This is a genomic window from Belliella calami, from assembly GCF_022549695.1.
GTDB lineage: Bacteria > Bacteroidota > Bacteroidia > Cytophagales > Cyclobacteriaceae > Belliella > Belliella calami.
In genome coordinates, this window is the sequence record NZ_JAKZGS010000002.1 from 136209 (window position 1) to 156098 (window position 19890).

Genomic DNA, 19890 nt, shown 5'->3' on the forward strand with positions numbered 1-19890 from the left:
TTTTTGTGCTGAGATCTTCTCTGAATACTCTTCGAAGTCAAGCTTGCATTTTTTACTTCAATCAACTGGAATTGCTTGTTTGCCTGAGAATTTTTATCCAATTTAGCCTTATGGAAAGCATGAATTTACATCATTTGGGAATGTTTTTGGATTCTGACATCGTTATTGTCCAAGATGAAATCCCAGAGATTATGGCGAAAAAATTAAATAGGGATGAAGTAACAGATTCAGAACAAACCATCCAAGAAATAGCGGAAGAAGAACATGATTTAATTTATGAAGGAAATTTCGAGAAAGGCATTTTAATTGTATATGAAGGTAGTCATTTGGAAGCTGATTTGAGAGAATTCCTATTCAAAATTCTTGGTGCTGTAAACTGCTCTCTCAAAGACATTGCATTGAGTTCATCAGAATCAGTAGAAGAAGTTTCCCTTGGCAAGATAGACGAGTTAAATGCAAATAAAATATTGATTTTTGGAAAATTGAACCATAAATTATATCAATTCAAGCAAAGGGATTATGAAATAAGAAATGATAATGGTATTGAATACCTTTATTCTGACGATCTCAGATCAATTTTCTCAGACGTCGCCCTCAAAAAGTCTCTTTGGAACATGCTTCAAATTTTGTTTGGAATCAAAAAATAATTTGATTATCTGCAATGATACTAAAAGTTTAATTTCCATATGAAAACATTCGAAGAATCGTTATAGGTTATTTGTTGATTAGTTATCAGTGTACAAATTGATTTAAAAAGTATCATTTTGTTTGACAACTGGTAAATAAACGGATTAAAAAAAATAAATACAACTATCATTATGGCAACTATAGAACAAAAGGAAAAGTGGTTAAAGAGGTTTAGAAAGATAAGTATACTAGAAGGAATATCATTTCTGTTGTTGCTATTTGTTGCTATGCCTTTGAAGTATATGTTGGATATGCCGATGGCTGTCAAAATTATTGGTTGGATCCATGGAGCATTATTTATCATTTACATTTATGTTATTTTCCCTACTGCAAAAAAACTTGATTGGAACTTTGCAAAAACCCTTTTTGGTTTGATAGCAGCAGTTTTGCCATTTGGTCCATTTATTTTTGATAGGAACCTTAAGAAAAAGGAAAAAGAGATGATTGATTCCTAAATTACTATTATGGCCTTAATCAGTAAAAAGAAAATCGTGTACCCGATCAGTTTGGGTTTGCGCAAATACTTATTTAAGTATGGCCGTATAGTAGATTTTCCTATACATTACAAAGATCTTTTGAGGTATAATACTTCGATCCCATTATATGACTATAAAGGAAATGACACTTTATGGGAATCCGTTTTTTATAGTGAATCTGACAGAGAGGAAATTCATTACAATGTAAAAAAGATCTACGCCTTACTCAAAGCTGAAGGAGACATTTCAGTAATGAAGCACCTTTATGTAGATAGGATCGACTTGTGCAGTTATGGAAATACACAACCCTTTCGAGTCAGAATAGTAAACCGGATCAATGATAACTTTGATTATTTTTATGTCAAAAATGCCGACGCCTCAAGGGTTTATGGACTAGAGTTAGAACATCTACTCTCTCCTAACAGGATAAGCTATTTGGTTCATGAAAATACATTGATCGAAGAGCATATTGCTGGAATACCTGGTGAAATGTTCATGAAATTACATATACATGATCAATTGCTAAACCCAATCAGATTGGCAAAAGAGTTTGTAAAATTCAATGAAAGATGCTTTGTCAGACTCTTGGGAGATATGCATTCCTCTAATTTTGTAATAGATGTCACTCCTGATTTTGAAGAAACACATTATAGAATCAGGGCAATTGATTTTGATCAGCAATCCTATGAAGGAAAAAAATCAATCTATCTACCCCAATATTTCAAACAGAACAACGCATTGATCCAGCTTGGCTTACAACATATCACTTCTGAGTCGATGGTACAGTACCAAAGAGAGGAGAGAGCATTGATAGCAAACAGGTTGAAATCTTCTCACAAAGAGATTGAAGATCTTCTCAAAAGTATGGAGCACGATACAATCTCTACAAGAGAAAATATTGGTTCTTTAAAAATTGACTTGGCTAGACATTATAAAAACGAGCAGTTTCTTAATTGTAAAAATATGGGCTCAATACTTCGGGAAAGCCTAGAGCAAGTGCACAAAAAATAAAGAGGCAGAAAGTTAAACTTTCTGCCTCTTTATTTTTTGTGCACATTTATGAATAATTAATAATACCTAACTTCACATTCAGGGTTTAATTTCTTGAAATTATCCACTCTTCTTTTATTGATCCGAGTATTAAAACAACTAAGCTTTTTAAGGTTCGTTAATCCCTGGACTGGATTCAAAGATTTCACATTTGTACTGGCAACATCCAACTCTTCCAATTCATACAAAGAATCTAATCCTCTCAGATTTTTAACATTGGAACCTGAAAGGTTAAGAACTTTCAGTTGCGAATGGACACTCAATGGCCTCAAATCGTCAATACCTGTATTTGACAAATCTAATTCTTGAAGATTGCTAAGTTGGGAAAGGACAGTAAGGTCAGAAATTGGCGCTTGGCTGATTTTTAGTTTTTCCAATTGTTTCAGACTTCCAATATCGGAAAAATCCATGGCAGGGACATCAAAAATATTCAATTCCCTCAAATTAATAAAAACACCTAAATTTCTGAAATTAGAAATAGATTCCTTCTCAATGCTCAATTTAATTGCTGTACTCCAAACATGTAAATCTTCAGAATTTGGATCTTCAGAAGTATTGAATTGCTTCTTGAAAATTGATTTCCAAGTATCATCTAACTGATCCCACCACGCAAGTAATAACTCTGATCTATAAACCACATTTAAAGACGGGGTTTCATATACAGCTGCTACAACTTCTTCGGCAGGAATTTCTGCATTTTCTACATTCAAATACTTCAATGTTTTTGATCCAACCAAGGGCGAAATACTAGTAATAGGATTGTTTCTAAAATCTAAGTATTCAATATTTTGTAAATTTGAAAGAGGCTGCAAAGAAGTTACAAGAGCATCCCTACCTGTGATTTTCGTTAGCGTTTTGATATCCGAAAGCGGAGAAAGGTCTATAACTTTGGTATTGTCAAAATATAACGAGTTTATTTTCTTGAACTTTAAAACTGGGCCAAGATTGGTAATTTCGCTATCAGATAGATCCAGAGAATCAGAACTGATAAGAGTAGAAAGATCTTCAATAGATGGTTCAGACTTTTCTAGATTAGTATTTATTTTGACAAATACATCCCTCCAAGGTTGGGTTAATCCCTCCCACCATGTCTGTAAATTTTCTACATGATGAATCATCAATACTGATCTATTCCTTCTGGAGAATTCATCAGCTTCCCATTCTTGAATCCTTGTCCTATCTGCATAGATTTTGGTTAATGAAGAAATTTTATCCAATGGATTCAAATCTGAAACTTCAGTTTGATTTATATTGATCACCTTAAGGTTCGGCAAAGTATTCAAAGGTGTTAAATCTACTATATTAGTCTCCTTCATGTTTATACTTTCAAGACTTTCCAGCTTTGAAAGTAATTCAAAATTGATCAGATAATTGGAGCTTATGTCAAGGCTGGTCAATTTATTCAACTCTTGAATATTTTCTAGGTTATTAAATCCACTTTCGGTCAAATAAAGTGATCTTAAAGACTCAAAAGAATTCAAAACGCCAAAGCTCATAATTGGTGTTTTCTCAGCTCTAAGTGTAGAAAGGTTTTTGAGATTTCCCAACTCGCTGATATCACTCACTTGTGTACCCGAAATATCCAAGTAAGTCAACCTGTCAGAATACTTTATAAACTGTATATCCTGAGTTGGTGTATTAGCAATATTTAAGTGTGTAAGGAAAGTAACATTACTTATCGGATTTAATTCCTCTATTTTAGTATTGCTAATGTCAATATATTTCAAATCCCTCAAAGCTTGAATAGGCTCTAGGTCCAAAACATATTCATTTCCAGATAAGTCAATTGAATCAATTGTACTAATTTTATATAAATGGTCTAAAGTGATAGAATCCTCTTGAATTAACCCTAATTTACTTTTGAAAAAGTCGGTCCAAGTGTAAGAGAGCGTAGTCCACCACTCCTGAAGTTCTTCATCTCTATTCAACTTAGTTGTATAGATGCTGGCAATCTTCAGCTCGTTGGTTCTTTTATCGACATTAACCTCTACAAATCTCTCTCTTGTATTGGTGATTTTTTCAAGATTTAAACCTGTTGCTGTTAGCGTCCTATCCAAAGTGACAATGTAGGACAACTCGTCATTATCTCTTAAGAAGGGTTTTACTTCCCTTACCTTGAATTTGAATGAAGCATCTTTGAAGAAGAATTCAATATCTTTCAAATAAGCTGTCACATCTTTATTGGTAATGACTTTTCTATCAAGTAACAAATCATCCTCAACTTGAACTTTATCATCCCTAAAAATTTTCTTATAACTTTCTCTAATTATTACATCTTTATCTCTGGCAGGTGTATCTTTACTACCTACAGTATTAAAATAAAACTCCAAAAATTTCACTTGATCTTCAGCTTTTTGCCCAAGATCTTTGATCTCTTGTTTGGAATAATCACCCATAGCTTGCTGCCCAAAAACTCCAAGGGAGTTGACAAATGCTACTGTAAAAAGAAGATATTTAATGCTATTTTTGATCATATATGTATTTCTGAACAACGTCTTTATCTCCAGCGTCAAGTTTAACTAAATTACTTATCAACCAACCTGTATTGAATCCTGGTCTATTGAATTGATTAAGCTCAAAGTACCAATTGTTGATTTGGAAAAAATGAAATTTAACGTCTGAAATATTGTCAAATTTCAAATTACCATTCTTCATTTCATAAAGAAATATCGTCAGATAATCTGGTTGATATTCTTTTGGGGTGTAAGACTCAGGTTTGTCGTTTTCCTGAAATGCTTTACGCAAATTCATAAATCCAATTTCATGGCTCAAAGGATGTAAAAATCCTTTTGCATCTCCTTCAGGTTTGTTGAACAGGTTTTTGAAAGGTTTGAAATTGATTTTATCGACAACCCATTCATATCCCAGACCTTCTGGTTGTAATTTCATAAATAAAGTTACTTCCTCTTTTTTTCCTTTGAAAATAAAGGTAGTCTGAACTTCTGCAAACCATTCACCTTTATGAAAATTTAAATATTGTGGTAGGTTTTCTGAAAGAACATCTTTGAGAAATTCTGATTTCAAAGAATTTTCAACACTTGAAGTTTCGTTGTCAAAAAGAACACTGATAAATTTACCTCTAAGTTCTCTATCTCTAAACTGTGCGTCAGTGTCATAGTATCTTTTTTTACCATCTGCACTTTCTTCTCCATTGAATCTTCTAAAAAATTGATTTACCTGTTTTGTTGAAGCGGCAAACCTTCCATCATCCTGTGGCGAACCGGGGCTATACAAACCTTGCCCCGGTGCCAACTGAATGGATGTAATTATTAATAATAAAAGGACAGTTAATTTTCTCATGCTGAAGTTTCAGTCACACGGATATCACCTAGCATAACATCCCAGAATTCGATAGTACGACCAGCGATCTGAGTTTGTTTTTTCTCAACATAGATAGTAATATCTTTCTTTGTTGTATCTCTGTAATTCAGACCACTCTCCAAAGAAGTCCCTTCGAATCTTTGATAAACAGTAACTACACCTACGTAACGACCGTCAGGCTGTCTTTCCAAATCCGAAATATAATGGATATCGTACCAAGTGATATTCACTCTATCATAGTTCAATGCCATCAATCTTTCAAAGTATCTTCTAACTTTGTAATAAGCGATTTCTTTTCTATTGATAGAAGAAACACCCATTTCAGCATCTGGAGCAAAAAGCTCTTCAGCTCTGTCCATTACCCTGTTTGCTTCAGAAAACTGTGTTTCTTTGCTTCCTATAATGGTAATATATTTACTCAAATCTTTAACTTTTTCCAAAGCTAAAGAATCAATAGCCTGCTTTCTTGATGGACTGATGTCATTTGACTGAGCCAAAGTGATTGACGCAGAAGCCAAAAAAACAAGTAGAAATAAAGGAATGTATTTTTTCATGATTTTTATTAATTCAATTTGGTGGGATTATTTACGACGAAGTTCCAGTTCAGAAACTCTTCCTGAATTATCCAAACGGATATCGCTGATGAAATTCAAGTTCTTCTTAGTGTCTTTCAAATAATTAAGATATTTTGAAATTGTCGTAGGCTCATCATAATCTTTAATTCCACTTTCTTCATGAATTACTATAAGTACTGGTGTTTCTTGATTAGAGAACATACTCAATGCTTCTTGGATTGTACTGTTTGCCGCTTGAACATTGTTGGAATTAGCAACACTATTAAAATAATTCTCTAATTTACCTACAGCAACTTCCTCTGCAGAAGGCTGTGGAGTAGATGGTGTTGCTGGAGCTTCTACTTGCTCTACTGGGGCTGGTGGTGGTGTCTCAGCGACTACCTTCTTTTTGCTTTTACATGCTCCCATTGCCATTAAGCTGAACAGAGCAATAAATACCAATCTGTTTGCAGGTGATTTGAGGATTCTTTTTTTCATGTTCTGAATTATAAGTTTAGATTTTTTTTCTTTTAGAACACCACCAAATACTCAAAAAGCATTCCATAAAACTATTCACATGAAATAATTTTGGATTTATGCTAATTTACTCCTTATGATGTCTTAATTAAGGCGCAAATGTATAGGAAAAACTTCACATTTACAGCAAAACTATTTGCGACAAGATCACAATTTTTCTTAAAAAGAAAAAGGCCATCTTTAAATAAAAACGGCCTTCAGTTTAGTATTGAAACTATTTAATTAAATATTTCTGCAAGCTTATTTTCCAAACTCATACCCCTAAGATCTTTTGCTACTATTTTACCATCTGGATCAATCAAGTAGGTCGCAGGGATTGCATTGATTTGGTATTTGGCGGCAGCTTCAGAATTAAAATATTTCAAGTCCGAAACATGTGTCCAAGTCAATTCATCTTCTGCTATCGCTTTTTCCCATGCCTCCTTTGTTCTATCCAATGAAACGCCAAATACTTCAAAGCCTTTATCCTTATATTCGTTGTAAAGGCGGACCACATTTGGATTTTCTTCTCTACAAGGTTTACACCAAGCGGCCCAAAAATCTATCAATACATATTTGCCCCTAAGATCAGATAGACTCACAATATTACCTTCTGGGTTTGGCAAGGAGATCTCAGGTGCTTCTTGACCTATTGATAGTGCCCTAAGATCTTCCAGTTGAGCCATAAGGCTAGTAATCATCTTTGTATTTGGATATTTGTCATTCAACTTACCCACCAATTCATCCATGAAAATAAACTCCTGCTTTGGATTCAACATGCCCAAAGCAAACAGTGAGGCGAAGCTATCTCCCATTTCGTTTATCGTCTCTTTAACTTTATTAGAGTGATTGCCTTCCAAATTCATCGCTTCTTCCTGAATTGATTTGATTTTTTCCTGATCTTTGTTTGACATTGCTTCGTAATAAGCATCATTGAGGTTGTTGATTTGATCTTGATAATCTTCTCTCAACTTTTTTACCTTTTGCATGTTTTGTGAATCCACAGAACCTTCTATACTTAAGCTTTTTTCATCTTTTACATCATAATTGACTGTAACATCTTGATCATATAAAGCTAACATGATTGATCCTTTTTCTTGGATATTGATTTCATAGAAGCCTGGTTCATCAAGTTCCAACTCATATTCAAACTTCCCATTTGAATTTGCTTTGAGTGTATCCACTACTTCGGTACTATTATCAAGATATTTGATTAAAGTCAAATTGGAAGTTTCAGAATTCTCGATTTTTCCAGAAATCTTTACTTTCCCATCAAATACCTGTTCCTTTGATTCACAAGAAATCATTGGAGTTGCCAAAATGATAATCAAGAATGTTCTTAAGATATTCATCATAATAATCAATTTTCAAGTAATTCAGTTAAAATTTTTGTCGCCACTTTTGGATCAGCTTTTCCTTGGGATTTTTTCATTACCTGTCCCATGAACATGCCCATCAATCCTTTTTTTCCAGACCTATATTCTTCTACTTTGGCTGAATTTTCTGCCAATACACTTTCTACAATTGGCTTAAGAGAGCCTTCATCACTTTCTTGGATCAAATTAAGTGCTTGCGCTATTTCCAAAGGTGTTTTCTCTTTACCCTTTAGCATCTCGGGATACACTTTTTGTGAAGCCACCGAGAAATTTATTTTGCCATCATCTATGATGCCAATCAAATCCGCCAAACGTTTGGGAGAAATGGGGAAATCAGAAATATGCAAGGTCAACTCATTGAGATATGATTTCACTGGCCCCATCATCCAATTGGAAGCAGCTTTGTAATTCTGGGTTGATTCACATAATTCATTGAAATAAAGTGCGATTTCCTTTGAATCAGTCAATACTCCCGCATCATACTCAGGTAGTCCATAAGAGTTGACAAACTTATAATGCAACTCCCTAGGCAATGCAGGCATTTCTTTTCTAATTCCCTCTAGCCATTCTTCTGAGACAACAACGGGACTCAAATCAGGCTCTGGGAAATATCTATAATCATTCAAGTCTTCTTTGGTACGCATTGATGCAGTAAGACCTGTTGTCGCATCAAATGTCCGAGTTTCAGAAATGATTTCTTCATTGGCTTCAATCATATGAATCTGTCTTTCATATTCGTGCTCGATTGCTCTTGCCACATTTCTGAATGAATTCATATTCTTCACTTCAACTTTTTTCCCATATTCAGCCGCGCCTCTCAATCTTACTGAGATATTAGCATCACAACGCAAAGATCCCTCTTCCATGTTTCCATCACATATATCAAGATATCTTACCAACTTTTTGATCTCCACCAAAAATGCATATGCTTCTTCAGAAGACCTGATATCTGGTTCGGATACGATCTCAATAAGTGGTACTCCTGCCCTATTGTAATCTACCAAGGTATCCACTTCGCCAGCTAAATGCATTGACTTGCCCGCATCTTCTTCCATGTGGATTCTTGTAAGAGTCACTGATCTTTTAGTACCATCTGGCATCGTCAATGGGACTTGCCCTCCAACACAAATAGGATTCTTATCTTGTGTGATCTGATAGCCTTTTGGTAGATCGGGGTAAAAATAATTCTTCCTTGCAAAAATATTCTTTCTGGTAATTTCAGAATTACAGGCAATTCCCATTTTCACAGCAAACTCCACTGCCGTTTTGTTTACTTTTGGCAAAGTACCTGGGTGACCCAAAGTAACGACCGATATATGGGTATTCGGAAGATTTCCAAATTCTGTTGAATCAGTAGTGTACATTTTACTTTTTGTAAGTAACTGCGCATGGACTTCAAGCCCTACTACCAATTCATATTTATCTTTTATTTCTGCTGAAAGCATTTCTTATTATTCTTTTTGTAAAAACCGATAATGAAACTCAAAAATGGCTTAGAAAACATCTAAAACCAAATTAGATTTAAGTAAGTTGACTTAAAGCTGGGAAAACATGATCTTCGCTTTTTCTACAACTGATGGTAAACCCGCCAGATTTTTGCCTCCTGCAGTTGCAAAGAACGGTTGGCCTCCTCCACCACCTTGGATTTCTTTTGCCAATTCTCGTACTGTATTTCCTGCATTTAGTCCTTTGGAACTTACCAAATCGTCATTGATTACAACAGCAATCTGTGGCTTGCCATCAATCTCTGCTGCAATCACACAGATCAAATTCTTTATTTCATTCTTCAATTCAAATGCGATCTTTTTCAAAGCGTCCGCTGAAGGCAAATTGACTGTTGCAAACAATTGATTGGTAACACCGACTGCTTCGACTTGATTCAAAAGTGCATCTTTTATAGCATTGGCTTGCAGACTATGTAGTCCTTCGATCTCTTTTTTCAATTCGTTTTTTTCTTGAATCAATGATTCAATAGCTTTTTTGACATCTTTTGGACTTTTCAAAAGCTCTTGGATTTCCTTCACCAAAGTCAGTTGCTCATTAATATAGGATTCTGCTGCATCTGCGGTAATCGCCTCTATCCTTCTTACTCCGGAAGAAATAGATCCTTCAGAGACAATTTTGAACAAACCTATAACGCCTGTGGAAGCGACATGGCATCCACCACATAGTTCAACAGAAAAATCTTTATCAAATGTGATAATCCTAACATATTCACCATACTTCTCTCCAAACAAAGCTGTAGCACCTTGTTGTTTGGCTGCTTCAATAGGAACATTCCTTTGCTCATACAAAGCTATATTCTCTCTTATTTTCGCATTGACAATTGATTCTACTTTAGTGATTTCTTCATCTGTCAATTTTGAGAAATGGGCAAAATCAAATCTAAGCAAACTTTCATTGACCAAAGATCCTTTTTGCTGAATGTGGTCACCCAATACCTCCTTCAAAGCTGCTTGAAGCAAGTGGGTCGCTGTATGGTTATTGATCGTGAGTCTTCTTTTTTCAGCGTTAACTTTGGCTGAAAAAGTCGCAGTTGGATTACTTGGCAGCTTATCTACAAAATGAACAATCAGGTCATTTTCTTTTTTGGTATCGAGAACTTTAATTTTCTCTGCCTCTGATTCCAAAAATCCCTGATCTCCTACTTGCCCACCACTTTCTGCATAAAACGGCGTTTTATCAAGTACCAATTGATAACGGTCTCCTTTTTTATCCTTTATCTGTCTGTATTTGACTATTTTGCTGCTTGCTTCCAGATGATCATATCCTATAAACTCAACTCCCTCTTCATCAGATACCATTATCCAATCACCCGTCTCTTGCTCAGCAGCTGCTCTTGATCTATTTTTCTGCTTTGCCATTTCTTCGGCAAAACCTTTCTCATCTATTGAAAGACCATTTTCCCTTGCTATCAGGGAAGTCAAATCAAGTGGAAATCCAAAGGTATCGTACAATTCAAAAGCTGTCTTACCATCGATTACCTTTTCGGATTTTGAAGCCATTTCAACTTGAATTTGATCAAGAATTTTCAATCCATTGTCCAAAGTTCTCAAGAATGAGGCTTCTTCTTCCTGAATAACTTTAGCGATGAAATCTTGCTGAGCTGCTACTTCGGGGAATATTTCACCGAAATTCTCTGCCAAAAGAGGCATCAAATCAAACATAAAAGGTTTTTGGAAACCAAGGAAAGTGTAACCATATCTCACAGCCCTCCTCAAAATCCTCCTTATCACATATCCTGCCTTATTATTAGAAGGCAATTGCCCATCCGCAATTGTAAATGCTATCGCTCTGATGTGATCTACAATCACACGCATTGCGATGTCTATTTTTTCGCTTTCACCATATGTCTTTCCTGATTTTTGCTCAAGAATCTGAATAAATGGTATAAATATATCAGTGTCGTAATTTGAAGATTTTTCCTGAATCGCACGCACCAAACGCTCAAAACCCATTCCTGTGTCCACATGCTTTGCAGGCAATTCTTTCAAGGATCCATCACTGAGTCTGTTGAATTGCATAAAAACCAAATTCCAAATCTCAATTACTTGTGGATGGTCATTGTTTACGAGATCAAATCCACTTTCAGAAGCCCTTTCTTCATCAGATCTAAGATCAACGTGGATCTCAGAACAAGGTCCACATGGGCCAGTATCTCCCATTTCCCAGAAATTATCCTTTTTAGAACCGAATATAATCCTATCTTCAGGAACTATATTTTTCCAAAGATCAAAAGCCTCAATATCTTTGTCCAATCCATCTGAAGTATCACCACCAAAAACAGAGACATACAACCTGTCTTTCGGTAATTTGTAAACATCAGTCAATAATTCCCAGGCCCATTCGATCGCTTCTTTTTTGAAATAATCACCAAAAGACCAGTTACCAAGCATTTCAAACATGGTATGGTGGTAAGTATCCACACCTACTTCCTCTAGGTCATTATGCTTACCTGATACCCTCAGACATTTCTGACTGTTTGCCACCCTTGTAGCTTTGGCTATTTCATTTCCAAGAAAATAATCCTTGAACTGATTCATGCCCGCATTGGTGAACATTAAGGTCGGATCGTTCTTGACTACGATCGGTGATGATGGTACAAATTGATGCTGTTTTGATTGAAAAAATTCAATAAATGTACTTCTGATTTTCTTTGCTTCCATGTAAGCTTTTGACTATGTTCGGATTATAAATTCAAATTTTATATATTTGCACGCTTCCGGTTCGTTATCTCACCCAAGTACGTACAAGGAATGCAAAATTAGAAGATTTACCCTGCAAATTATAATGAGTAGAATAAAATATTACTACGATCCAAAAACCTGTAAATATGAAAGATACCAAAAAAGCAAATGGGATGTAGTCCTTAACGCATTGGGGTTCTTTTCTGCTGCTTCAATAATCGCAGTTGCAATTTTGATCGTATTCAACCTTTATTTCGATAGTCCAAAAGAAATCTTGCTTAAAAATGAAAATAAAGAACTCAAACTTTATTATCAATTGATGGAAGAGGAAATTGGGATCATGAGTCAAATGCTTGGTGATCTGCAGCAAAGAGATGACAACTTGTATCGTGTTATTTTTGAAACCGAACCAATCCCTACGGAAATCAGAAATGCGGGAATAGGTGGCGCTGATAGATTCAAGGATATCAAATCAAAAGGTTTGAAGCAAGAGCAACTCATCATTTCTTTGAAAAGTAAAGTAGAAAACCTTAAAAGACAATTGTATATACAGAATGTCAGCTATGATGACATTTCAGAAATGGCTTTGAATAAAGAAGAATATTGGGCGTCGATTCCAGCCATTCAACCAATTGTCAATGAAGAGTTAATCAACTTGGCTTCAGGTTTTGGAAATAGGCTACACCCAATTCTTAAAGTACGAAAGATGCATACAGGTGTGGACTTTTCTGCACCAAAAGGCACTCCAATCTATGCTACTGGGGATGGAGTGGTTTCAGATGTCAAAACTGTTTTTGGAGGTTATGGAAAATACATAGAAATAGACCATGGCTTTGGTTTTGTAAGTAGATACGGCCACATGAACGAATTCAAAGTGAGAAAAGGGCAAAAAGTCAAAAGAGGTGATCTAATCGGTACCGTAGGAAATACAGGTTCATCTACTGCTCCACATGTCCACTATGAAGTGATCAAAGATGGCGCATTTGTCAATCCAGTCCATTATTTCTTCAAAGACCTAGAACCAAGCGAGTACGAAAAAATATTGGAATTAGCTTCTAAGGAAAATCAATCCTTGTCTTGATATTGGTCGATTTGAATCGAATATAAGATATTGATGGATATTAGATATTATGAGTATCCGCAATGTTGCACGTAGGGTAAGAAGTACCTTTATAAGTTGCGGATACTCGTCAGCAGACAACAGCTCACAGTCAACAGAACCACACAAATCGTTCATCCAACAACCCATTGTTTGGCTACGTGCAAGAAAGCGGATAGTCATATTAGATATTGATGGATATTGGATATTGAAGGATATTAGATATTAATAGTAATTGATAGAATATCCACTTTCACACCAATAGCCAAACAAATTGGCGTGTTTTAAACCAATTGATGCACTGACAATTAATCAACTAATAACGAATAACCATTATCCGCAAGATCATTTGTGATAATGATACTTACTGGTGTCATTGAGAATAATCATTTTGGAAATTTAGAAGTTTTGGGTTTAGAATAAATTAAGAAGCATAAAAAAAGAGGAGCTGATTGGTCTCCTCTATTTTTTTTGACTATTGAAATTTATCAAATTCTCGCTTGGTAGGTATACAACTGATAGTATCTACCTTGCTTTTCGATCAATTCATCATGTTTGCCTTGCTCGACTATGTGGCCTTGTTCTATCACCAAAATCTGATCGGCCTGCCTTATCGTACTCAGTCTATGTGCGATTACAAATGTGGTTCTTCCTTCCATCAATTCTTTCAAACTTGCCTGAATCAAAGATTCACTTTCTGTGTCCAAGTTTGATGTCGCTTCATCCAAAACTAAAACACGAGGATCCGCCAATATTGCCCTAGCGATCGCTATCCGTTGTCTCTGACCACCTGAAAGCTTCACCCCTCTCTCACCGATCAGCGTATTCAGTCCATCTTCAAACCTATCTGTAAACTCATCAACATGTGCTGCTTTGACTGCCTGAATCAATCGATCATTCGATGCATTTGGTCTTGGAAATAGAATGTTTTCCTTGATAGTTCCTTCAAAAAGGAAATCATCTTGAAGTACTACCCCAAGCTGTGATCTATAACTGTCCAATGTGATCTTTTGCATATCCACACCATCCACAGTAATCAAACCTGCTTCTGGGTTCAAAAAAGATGCAGCGAGACCAGCTATTGTGGTTTTTCCCGAACCTGAAGTACCTACCAAAGCTGTCACCGATCCTGCAGGTGCCTCAAAGGAGATCTCATGCAAGACGTCTTTTCCTTCCTCGTATGCAAAGGACACATTATTGAAACTGATGTTACCGACGATTTTTGGAAGAGCAATATTTCTTTCACCTGAGGCATTTTCCAAAGGTGAATTCATGATTTCCTCTGTCCTATCCAGCCCTGCAAAAGCCTCTGTAAATTGACTACCAATGTTACTCATTTGTAATATCGGCGCTATCATAAATCCTAAGTACAATGTGAATGCTAGAAAATCCCCAAATGTCATTTGCCCATCCATGATCATGTACCCACCGATTCCCATGATTCCGGCAGAAGCCAAACCCAAAAGAAAAGTCGCTGATGAGGTAACTATACTAGTTGTGGTCAAACTTTGTTTTACATTCAAAAACAAGCGCTCCACACCCATTTCAAAACTTTTGATTTCTTGCTCTTCTGCGTTGAATCCCTTGATCACTCTTATCCCACCCAAAGTTTCGGTCAATCTACCTGTAACTTCTGCATTTATCTTTCCTCTTTCTCTAAAAATTGGTCGGATTTTACCAAAAGCTTTGAGAGAAATAAGTCCAAAAATAATCACAGGAACCAATACATAAAGTGTCATCAATGGACTGATGTAAATCAACAAAACCAAGGAAATCACCGCTGTCAATATTCCACCGATCATTTGCGCAAAACCTGTTCCGACTAAATTCCTTACACCTTCCACGTCAGTCATGATTCTGGAAACCAATTCACCTGTTTTGGTATTGTCAAAAAACCTTATTGGAAGCTGGATTATATGCCTCTGTACTTGAGCTCTCAATTTTGAAATCAAATGCTGAGCTTCCACACTGAGGATTTGTGTCAAAGCATAGGAAGTGACAGCTTGAATGGTAATTGCAATTGTAACACCTACTACAAGCCACTTGAGTGTATCGATATTATTTGATGGAATGACATCATCGATAAGAATTTTACTCGCCCCTGGCAAAACTAAGCCTGAGAGTCTACTGATAATGATTAGAAAAAGTCCAAAGAACAATTGTTTTCTCCTCGGCCAAATTATTGTTTTGAAAACATGAGACATCGTGACCCTGTTTTCACCTCTTTTTGATTTTGACATTTTTAAAATTAAAATTTGATAAAATTTCTATCCATAAATTTATTCATCGGGTCATGACCCGGTTCTTATATCAAAGGCCCTTTCAGGGCACTCTCTCTTGATTATCAAGTTTAACCTCCCGATTCTAGGGAAAGGCTCTTCTGGGTTTTTATCTCGTTACTTTCTTTTTTTTTGCAGGACATGAAACTTTTTGCTTCTTGTTTCTCCCTTCTCTGTCGTGAGTCTTAATGTCTCGTCCTAAAATTACCTGACACTTTTTTTATTGACTTCTCTTTATTTCCGATAGTCATTCAATTGCCCTTTCAGGGCAAATGTTCAACTGAAATCTTTTTAAACATCGGGTCATGACCCAATGCTTGGATCATAAGCCCCCTTAAGGGCATGTTCTTGGTTATTGCCTCTCGTTTCACTCAGGTCTCACACTCTTGTCTCAAATTTTGTGTCTCATATCTCACGTCTCACCTCTAGCTTCTCTCTTGCATCTCACTTCTTCCGCCCAATCACTCGCATTCAACATCAAAAGTCTAAAAATTAGTTCTTTTTTGAAGAAAGGAAATATTAGACCTTCCAAATACTAGATATTCCTTTAACTTTGTTGGATCAACATTAATCATTAAACCTATATAAAATGAAATTCTTTATTGACACTGCAAACCTTGACGAAATCAGAGAAGCATACGACCTTGGAGTTCTTGATGGCGTTACTACCAATCCATCATTGATGGCAAAAGAAGGCATTAGCGGAGACGCAAATGTTAGAGCTCACTACAAAGCAATCTGTGATATTGTAGATGATAAAGTAAGTGCTGAGGTAATCTCAACTGATTTTGAAGGCATGATCAAAGAAGGTAAAGAGTTGGCAAAAATCGATGATAAAATTGTGGTGAAAATCCCAATGATCAGAGATGGTGTAAAAGCGATCAAATATTTCAATTCTGAAGGAATCAGAACAAATTGTACCTTGGTATTTTCTGCAGGTCAGGCAATCTTAGCTGCCAAGGCAGGAGCTTCTTACCTTTCACCATTTATCGGGAGACTTGATGATATTTCTTATGATGGTCTTGAATTGATTGAGCAAATTGTACACATTTACCATACTTATGGTTTTGCAACTGAAGTTTTGGCTGCATCTGTAAGACATTCAATGCATTTGATCAAATGTGCTGAAATCGGTGCTGATGTAGTAACATGTCCATTGAAAGTAATCACTGGCTTGCTTAAGCATCCATTGACAGATTCTGGATTGGCTACATTCCTTGCTGATCATGCAAAAGCTGCTGGAAAATAAAATAAAAACCCACGGATTAGCATTTTGAAGTTTTATTGTGATTTTTCATAACAATTTAGGTTCAAAAGAAGTAATCCGTGGGAATATTCATCGTTATACAAACCGACCCAAATAGATGTACATCATAAAAGTCAAAGGCAAAGCTAAAATACCAGATTATATACAGATCAGAGATGAGAACTTTGTATTAGTAGCATATTTTAGAGCTGACAGACCTATGAAAAATGTAGAAAAATTCGGTTTGGAAGGAAAAGAAGAAGCATTAGAAGCTTTGATCAAAGATCTTCCTTTTGGGAAACTTCAAAAATTGGAATTGTAAGAATGGATTTCACAGGCGAACCGATCATAAAAGTACAAGATGCAGGAATCTTTCAAGGATTAGATGCAGTATTGCACAATGTAGATTTCAGCATTGAAAAAAATGAATTTGTGTTTCTCATCGGAAGGACAGGAAGTGGAAAAAGCTCCTTGCTCAAAACCCTCTATGCCGACCTACCACTTAGGATGGGAGAAGCAGAAATAGTCGGATTCAACCTAAATAAAATAAAAAATAAAGACGTCCCTTTTCTAAGAAGAAAATTGGGAATTGTTTTTCAGGACTTTCAATTATTCCCCGACAGATCAGTAGCTGAAAATATTTTTTTTGTGATGAAGGCTACAGGATGGAAAGACAAAAGCAAGATGAAAAGCAGGATGGCTGAAGTCCTTATGCAAGTAAATCTTGGTGATGCTGCCACCAAAATGCCCCATCAATTATCCGGAGGAGAACAACAAAGAGTAGTGATCGCTAGAGCCTTAATCAACGAACCCGCAATACTACTCGCTGATGAACCTACTGGAAATCTAGATCCTGATGTAGCTGATGGTGTATTTAAACTTTTTCAGGAAATCAACAAACAGGGGACTGCAATCCTGATGGCTACACACAACCATGATTTACTAAGAAAATATCCATATAGAGTATTGAAATGTGAAAAGGGATTGCTTTTGGATAGCAAGACTTCTGATATTTCTATCAACACTTCTTCATATTGATAATAGCGTGAGTTAAAAATAGGCTTAAATTTCTGCGTATAATTGACAATTGAAAGTCGAAAGAAAATAAAAGTCTAATATCAAATCAAGTGACTATTAGGTAGAAGTGGATCAAAATATTTACGGATATACGGAACTTTGCCACTAACTAAAAAAACCTGATTTAGCTTAGGTCCGATATTAATTCATATTAGATACTCGTAGATATTGAACATAAGCAAGCAATCAACCTTGGAAATAAAGCTACTGGCAAAGAAGCGTATGTTCATATAAAATATTTATGAAATTAGAAAAATGGTATCTTGTTTTTCTAAAATTTTGTTTGCTGATAACTTACATAAGTGTTAAAGAGTAGAATTAAAACAACACAGTATTTTTTTCTTTCTCACTTTGTTGAGATTAACTACAAAAGAATAATACAATAAAAGATATCAAAAATTTATTTTTTTCTCTTAAATTACTTGCCTTCAATCTATCATTTTGCGAAATCTACCTATTGGAAACAAAAAGCGATTGAGGCAGGTTAAATCAACAAATTAAAAGTTATGAATTCACTTAAATACAAGTTTAGAATTTATTTTCTCCTATCCATTTTGGCAATTACGCTATTTTCTTGCAAAGAAGATGATGAAATCGAGCCTGATGATGAAGAGGAAGTTATCGTATCTCCAAATGTTGCGATCAACAATTGGATTCAAGCTGTCATGAACGAGGTTTATTATTGGCTTGACGATATGAGATCCCCAATAGCAGTAAGTTCTGAGCCATCAGATTATTTTGAATCCTTATTATTTGAACCAACTGATAGATTTTCGATAATTTACCCAAATTTTCAAGAACTAAGAAATAGTCTATCTGGAGTTTCTACAGAAGCAGGATATGAATTTAGTTTAATTCGCGAAAGTCTCGACAATCAAAATGTCTTAGCTCCTGTTACTTATATAAAAAAGGGAAGTCCTGCTGATATCGAGGGTTTAAAAAGAGGAGATATTTTAACTCAAATCAATGGGACAACAATGACTTTAGGTAACTATCAATCATTACTGAGAAGTATTTCCTCAAATCACTCTGTAACCTTTAGAAGATTTGACGAAGGAAACAACACTTATGCCGCAGGACAATCAATTAATCTAACTACCACCTTAATTGAAGAAAATCCAAATTTCTTAGATACAATATATACGGTTGACAATCAGAAAATCGGATATTTTATTTATAATTTCTTTTCCCCTGGTGTTGAAGATTCTGAAGGAGAAGTGGATACAAGATATGATCAAGAAATGGATGAAGTTTTTGCTAACTTTAAAGCTGAAGGGATTAACCATTTAATAGTTGATTTTAGGTATAATGGTGGAGGCTTCGTTTCTAGTTCTGTCAATTTAGCTAGTTTGATTGCTCCGAACATAACCTCGACAAGTGTATTCTCCAAAACAAAATTTAACAGTTTTCTTTCAAGATTTTCTCAATTCCAAAATGTTCAAACAAATTTTAAAGTAAAAAGTCAAAACATTGGAAACTTACTTTCAGAAAATAAAATATTTGTCATTACATCAACTAGAACTGCATCCGCAAGTGAACTAGTGATCAATTCACTGAGACCTTATATGGAGGTAGTTATAATCGGAGATGTCACTAATGGTAAAAATGTTGGTTCAGTACTTTTTGAGGATGAAGATAACCCTGACAATAATTACGGATTGTTGCCTATCATCTCAAAAAGTTTTAATAGCCTAGATCAATCTGATTATGGAAACGGCTTTAATCCAGACTTTAATATCAATGAGCTTGATTTCATTAACTTAATTGATCTTGGAAACCTCAATGAACCTTTATTAAAAGCTACTATGGACAGGGTTTTGAATAGGCCACCTACAGGTAGAAGATCCAAAATAGAAAGAGAACACATTTCTTCCTCCTTGGACAGAAAAATCAGACAAGGGCTTTTACTTGAAGATTCAAAATCAGTAAAAGAAGCTTTCGAAAAAATAAAATAAAACAAAAAATACCGAATTAAATTTAATTTTCTAAAACCCGATATTGTCAAAAACGATATCGGGTTTT

The 19890-nt window shown here is 35.4% G+C and carries 16 protein-coding genes; 8 read left to right on the plus strand and 8 right to left on the minus strand.

What is annotated here, in order from left to right; translation table 11 throughout:
* Window positions 1-110: 110 nt before the first annotated feature.
* The 3 genes from MM236_RS02965 (at window position 111) to MM236_RS02975 (ending at window position 2174) form a co-directional block, all read left to right on the plus strand.
* Complete coding sequence (locus MM236_RS02965; RefSeq protein WP_241273443.1) at window positions 111-647, plus strand: hypothetical protein; 537 nt, start codon at window positions 111-113, stop codon at window positions 645-647.
* Between the two features lie 171 nt (window positions 648-818).
* On the plus strand, window positions 819-1142 hold the full coding sequence (locus MM236_RS02970; RefSeq protein ID WP_241273444.1) for a DUF3817 domain-containing protein: 324 nt from the start codon (window positions 819-821) through the stop codon (window positions 1140-1142).
* A 9-nt stretch (window positions 1143-1151) separates the two neighbouring features.
* Window positions 1152-2174 carry a hypothetical protein gene (locus MM236_RS02975; RefSeq protein ID WP_241273445.1) on the plus strand — a complete coding sequence of 341 codons (1023 nt, stop codon included), beginning with the start codon at window positions 1152-1154 and terminating at the stop codon, window positions 2172-2174.
* 56 nt (window positions 2175-2230) lie between these two features.
* Here MM236_RS02975 and MM236_RS02980 read toward each other — a convergent pair whose 3' ends face one another.
* The 7 genes from MM236_RS02980 to alaS all read right to left on the minus strand — a co-directional run bounded on the left by MM236_RS02980 (window position 2231) and on the right by alaS (window position 12146).
* Window positions 2231-4687 (minus strand): leucine-rich repeat domain-containing protein, encoded by a 2457-nt coding sequence (locus tag MM236_RS02980; protein ID WP_241273446.1) that lies wholly within the window; start codon window positions 4685-4687, stop codon window positions 2231-2233.
* Window positions 4674-5513, minus strand: coding sequence for a hypothetical protein (locus MM236_RS02985; RefSeq protein WP_241273447.1), 840 nt, complete (start codon window positions 5511-5513; stop codon window positions 4674-4676). The genes MM236_RS02980 and MM236_RS02985 overlap by 14 nt, the downstream gene beginning before the upstream one ends.
* Window positions 5510-6088 (minus strand): hypothetical protein, encoded by a 579-nt coding sequence (locus MM236_RS02990; RefSeq protein WP_241273448.1) that lies wholly within the window; start codon window positions 6086-6088, stop codon window positions 5510-5512. Before MM236_RS02990 ends, MM236_RS02985 begins: the two co-directional genes overlap by 4 nt.
* Before the next feature lie 27 nt (window positions 6089-6115).
* Entirely contained in the window at window positions 6116-6586 is a 471-nt protein-coding gene (locus tag MM236_RS02995; protein WP_241273449.1) for a nucleoid-structuring protein H-NS, read from the minus strand.
* A 257-nt stretch (window positions 6587-6843) separates the two neighbouring features.
* Window positions 6844-7959 carry a redoxin domain-containing protein gene (locus MM236_RS03000; protein ID WP_500793348.1) on the minus strand — a complete coding sequence of 372 codons (1116 nt, stop codon included), beginning with the start codon at window positions 7957-7959 and terminating at the stop codon, window positions 6844-6846.
* Window positions 7960-7964: 5 nt separating this feature from the next.
* On the minus strand, window positions 7965-9425 hold the full coding sequence (gene gatB, locus MM236_RS03005; protein ID WP_241273450.1) for an Asp-tRNA(Asn)/Glu-tRNA(Gln) amidotransferase subunit GatB: 1461 nt from the start codon (window positions 9423-9425) through the stop codon (window positions 7965-7967).
* 90 nt (window positions 9426-9515) lie between these two features.
* The gene (gene alaS / locus MM236_RS03010; RefSeq protein ID WP_241273451.1) at window positions 9516-12146 is read right to left on the minus strand and encodes an alanine--tRNA ligase; all 2631 of its coding nucleotides are present in this window, start codon (window positions 12144-12146) and stop codon (window positions 9516-9518) included.
* 124 nt (window positions 12147-12270) lie between these two features.
* Between alaS and MM236_RS03015 the strand changes: the two genes are divergently transcribed.
* Window positions 12271-13248 (plus strand): M23 family metallopeptidase, encoded by a 978-nt coding sequence (locus MM236_RS03015; protein WP_241273452.1) that lies wholly within the window; start codon window positions 12271-12273, stop codon window positions 13246-13248.
* Between the two features lie 506 nt (window positions 13249-13754).
* Here the strand turns inward: MM236_RS03015 and MM236_RS03020 are convergent.
* A complete protein-coding gene (locus MM236_RS03020) occupies window positions 13755-15506 on the minus strand; it encodes an ABC transporter ATP-binding protein (protein ID WP_241273453.1) in 1752 nt (583 codons plus the stop codon).
* 628 nt (window positions 15507-16134) lie between these two features.
* Between MM236_RS03020 and fsa the strand changes: the two genes are divergently transcribed.
* The 4 genes from fsa to MM236_RS03040 all read left to right on the plus strand — a co-directional run bounded on the left by fsa (window position 16135) and on the right by MM236_RS03040 (window position 19823).
* Window positions 16135-16794, plus strand: coding sequence for a fructose-6-phosphate aldolase (fsa, locus tag MM236_RS03025; protein ID WP_241273454.1), 660 nt, complete (start codon window positions 16135-16137; stop codon window positions 16792-16794).
* A gap of 115 nt (window positions 16795-16909) precedes the next feature.
* A complete protein-coding gene (locus tag MM236_RS03030) occupies window positions 16910-17113 on the plus strand; it encodes a fructose-6-phosphate aldolase (RefSeq protein WP_241273455.1) in 204 nt (67 codons plus the stop codon).
* Between the two features lie 2 nt (window positions 17114-17115).
* Complete coding sequence (locus MM236_RS03035) at window positions 17116-17829, plus strand: cell division ATP-binding protein FtsE (RefSeq protein WP_241273456.1); 714 nt, start codon at window positions 17116-17118, stop codon at window positions 17827-17829.
* A gap of 545 nt (window positions 17830-18374) precedes the next feature.
* Entirely contained in the window at window positions 18375-19823 is a 1449-nt protein-coding gene (locus MM236_RS03040; protein WP_241273457.1) for a S41 family peptidase, read from the plus strand.
* Window positions 19824-19890: the final 67 nt, after the last annotated feature.

Excerpts from the sequence above, each read along its gene's own strand:
- MM236_RS02965 (WP_241273443.1), top strand. The coding sequence starts at position 111 with ATGGAAAGCATGAATTTACATCATTTGGGAATGTTTTTGGATTCTGAC.
- MM236_RS02970 (WP_241273444.1), top strand. The coding sequence starts at position 819 with ATGGCAACTATAGAACAAAAGGAAAAGTGGTTAAAGAGGTTTAGAAAG.
- MM236_RS02975 (WP_241273445.1), top strand. The coding sequence starts at position 1,152 with ATGGCCTTAATCAGTAAAAAGAAAATCGTGTACCCGATCAGTTTGGGT.
- MM236_RS02980 (WP_241273446.1), bottom strand. The coding sequence starts at position 4,687 with ATGATCAAAAATAGCATTAAATATCTTCTTTTTACAGTAGCATTTGTC.
- MM236_RS02985 (WP_241273447.1), bottom strand. The coding sequence starts at position 5,513 with ATGAGAAAATTAACTGTCCTTTTATTATTAATAATTACATCCATTCAG.
- MM236_RS02990 (WP_241273448.1), bottom strand. The coding sequence starts at position 6,088 with ATGAAAAAATACATTCCTTTATTTCTACTTGTTTTTTTGGCTTCTGCG.
- MM236_RS02995 (WP_241273449.1), bottom strand. The coding sequence starts at position 6,586 with ATGAAAAAAAGAATCCTCAAATCACCTGCAAACAGATTGGTATTTATT.
- MM236_RS03000 (WP_500793348.1), bottom strand. The coding sequence starts at position 7,959 with ATGATGAATATCTTAAGAACATTCTTGATTATCATTTTGGCAACTCCA.
- gatB (WP_241273450.1), bottom strand. The coding sequence starts at position 9,425 with ATGCTTTCAGCAGAAATAAAAGATAAATATGAATTGGTAGTAGGGCTT.
- alaS (WP_241273451.1), bottom strand. The coding sequence starts at position 12,146 with ATGGAAGCAAAGAAAATCAGAAGTACATTTATTGAATTTTTTCAATCA.
- MM236_RS03015 (WP_241273452.1), top strand. The coding sequence starts at position 12,271 with ATGAGTAGAATAAAATATTACTACGATCCAAAAACCTGTAAATATGAA.
- MM236_RS03020 (WP_241273453.1), bottom strand. The coding sequence starts at position 15,506 with ATGTCAAAATCAAAAAGAGGTGAAAACAGGGTCACGATGTCTCATGTT.
- fsa (WP_241273454.1), top strand. The coding sequence starts at position 16,135 with ATGAAATTCTTTATTGACACTGCAAACCTTGACGAAATCAGAGAAGCA.
- MM236_RS03030 (WP_241273455.1), top strand. The coding sequence starts at position 16,910 with ATGTACATCATAAAAGTCAAAGGCAAAGCTAAAATACCAGATTATATA.
- MM236_RS03035 (WP_241273456.1), top strand. The coding sequence starts at position 17,116 with ATGGATTTCACAGGCGAACCGATCATAAAAGTACAAGATGCAGGAATC.
- MM236_RS03040 (WP_241273457.1), top strand. The coding sequence starts at position 18,375 with ATGAATTCACTTAAATACAAGTTTAGAATTTATTTTCTCCTATCCATT.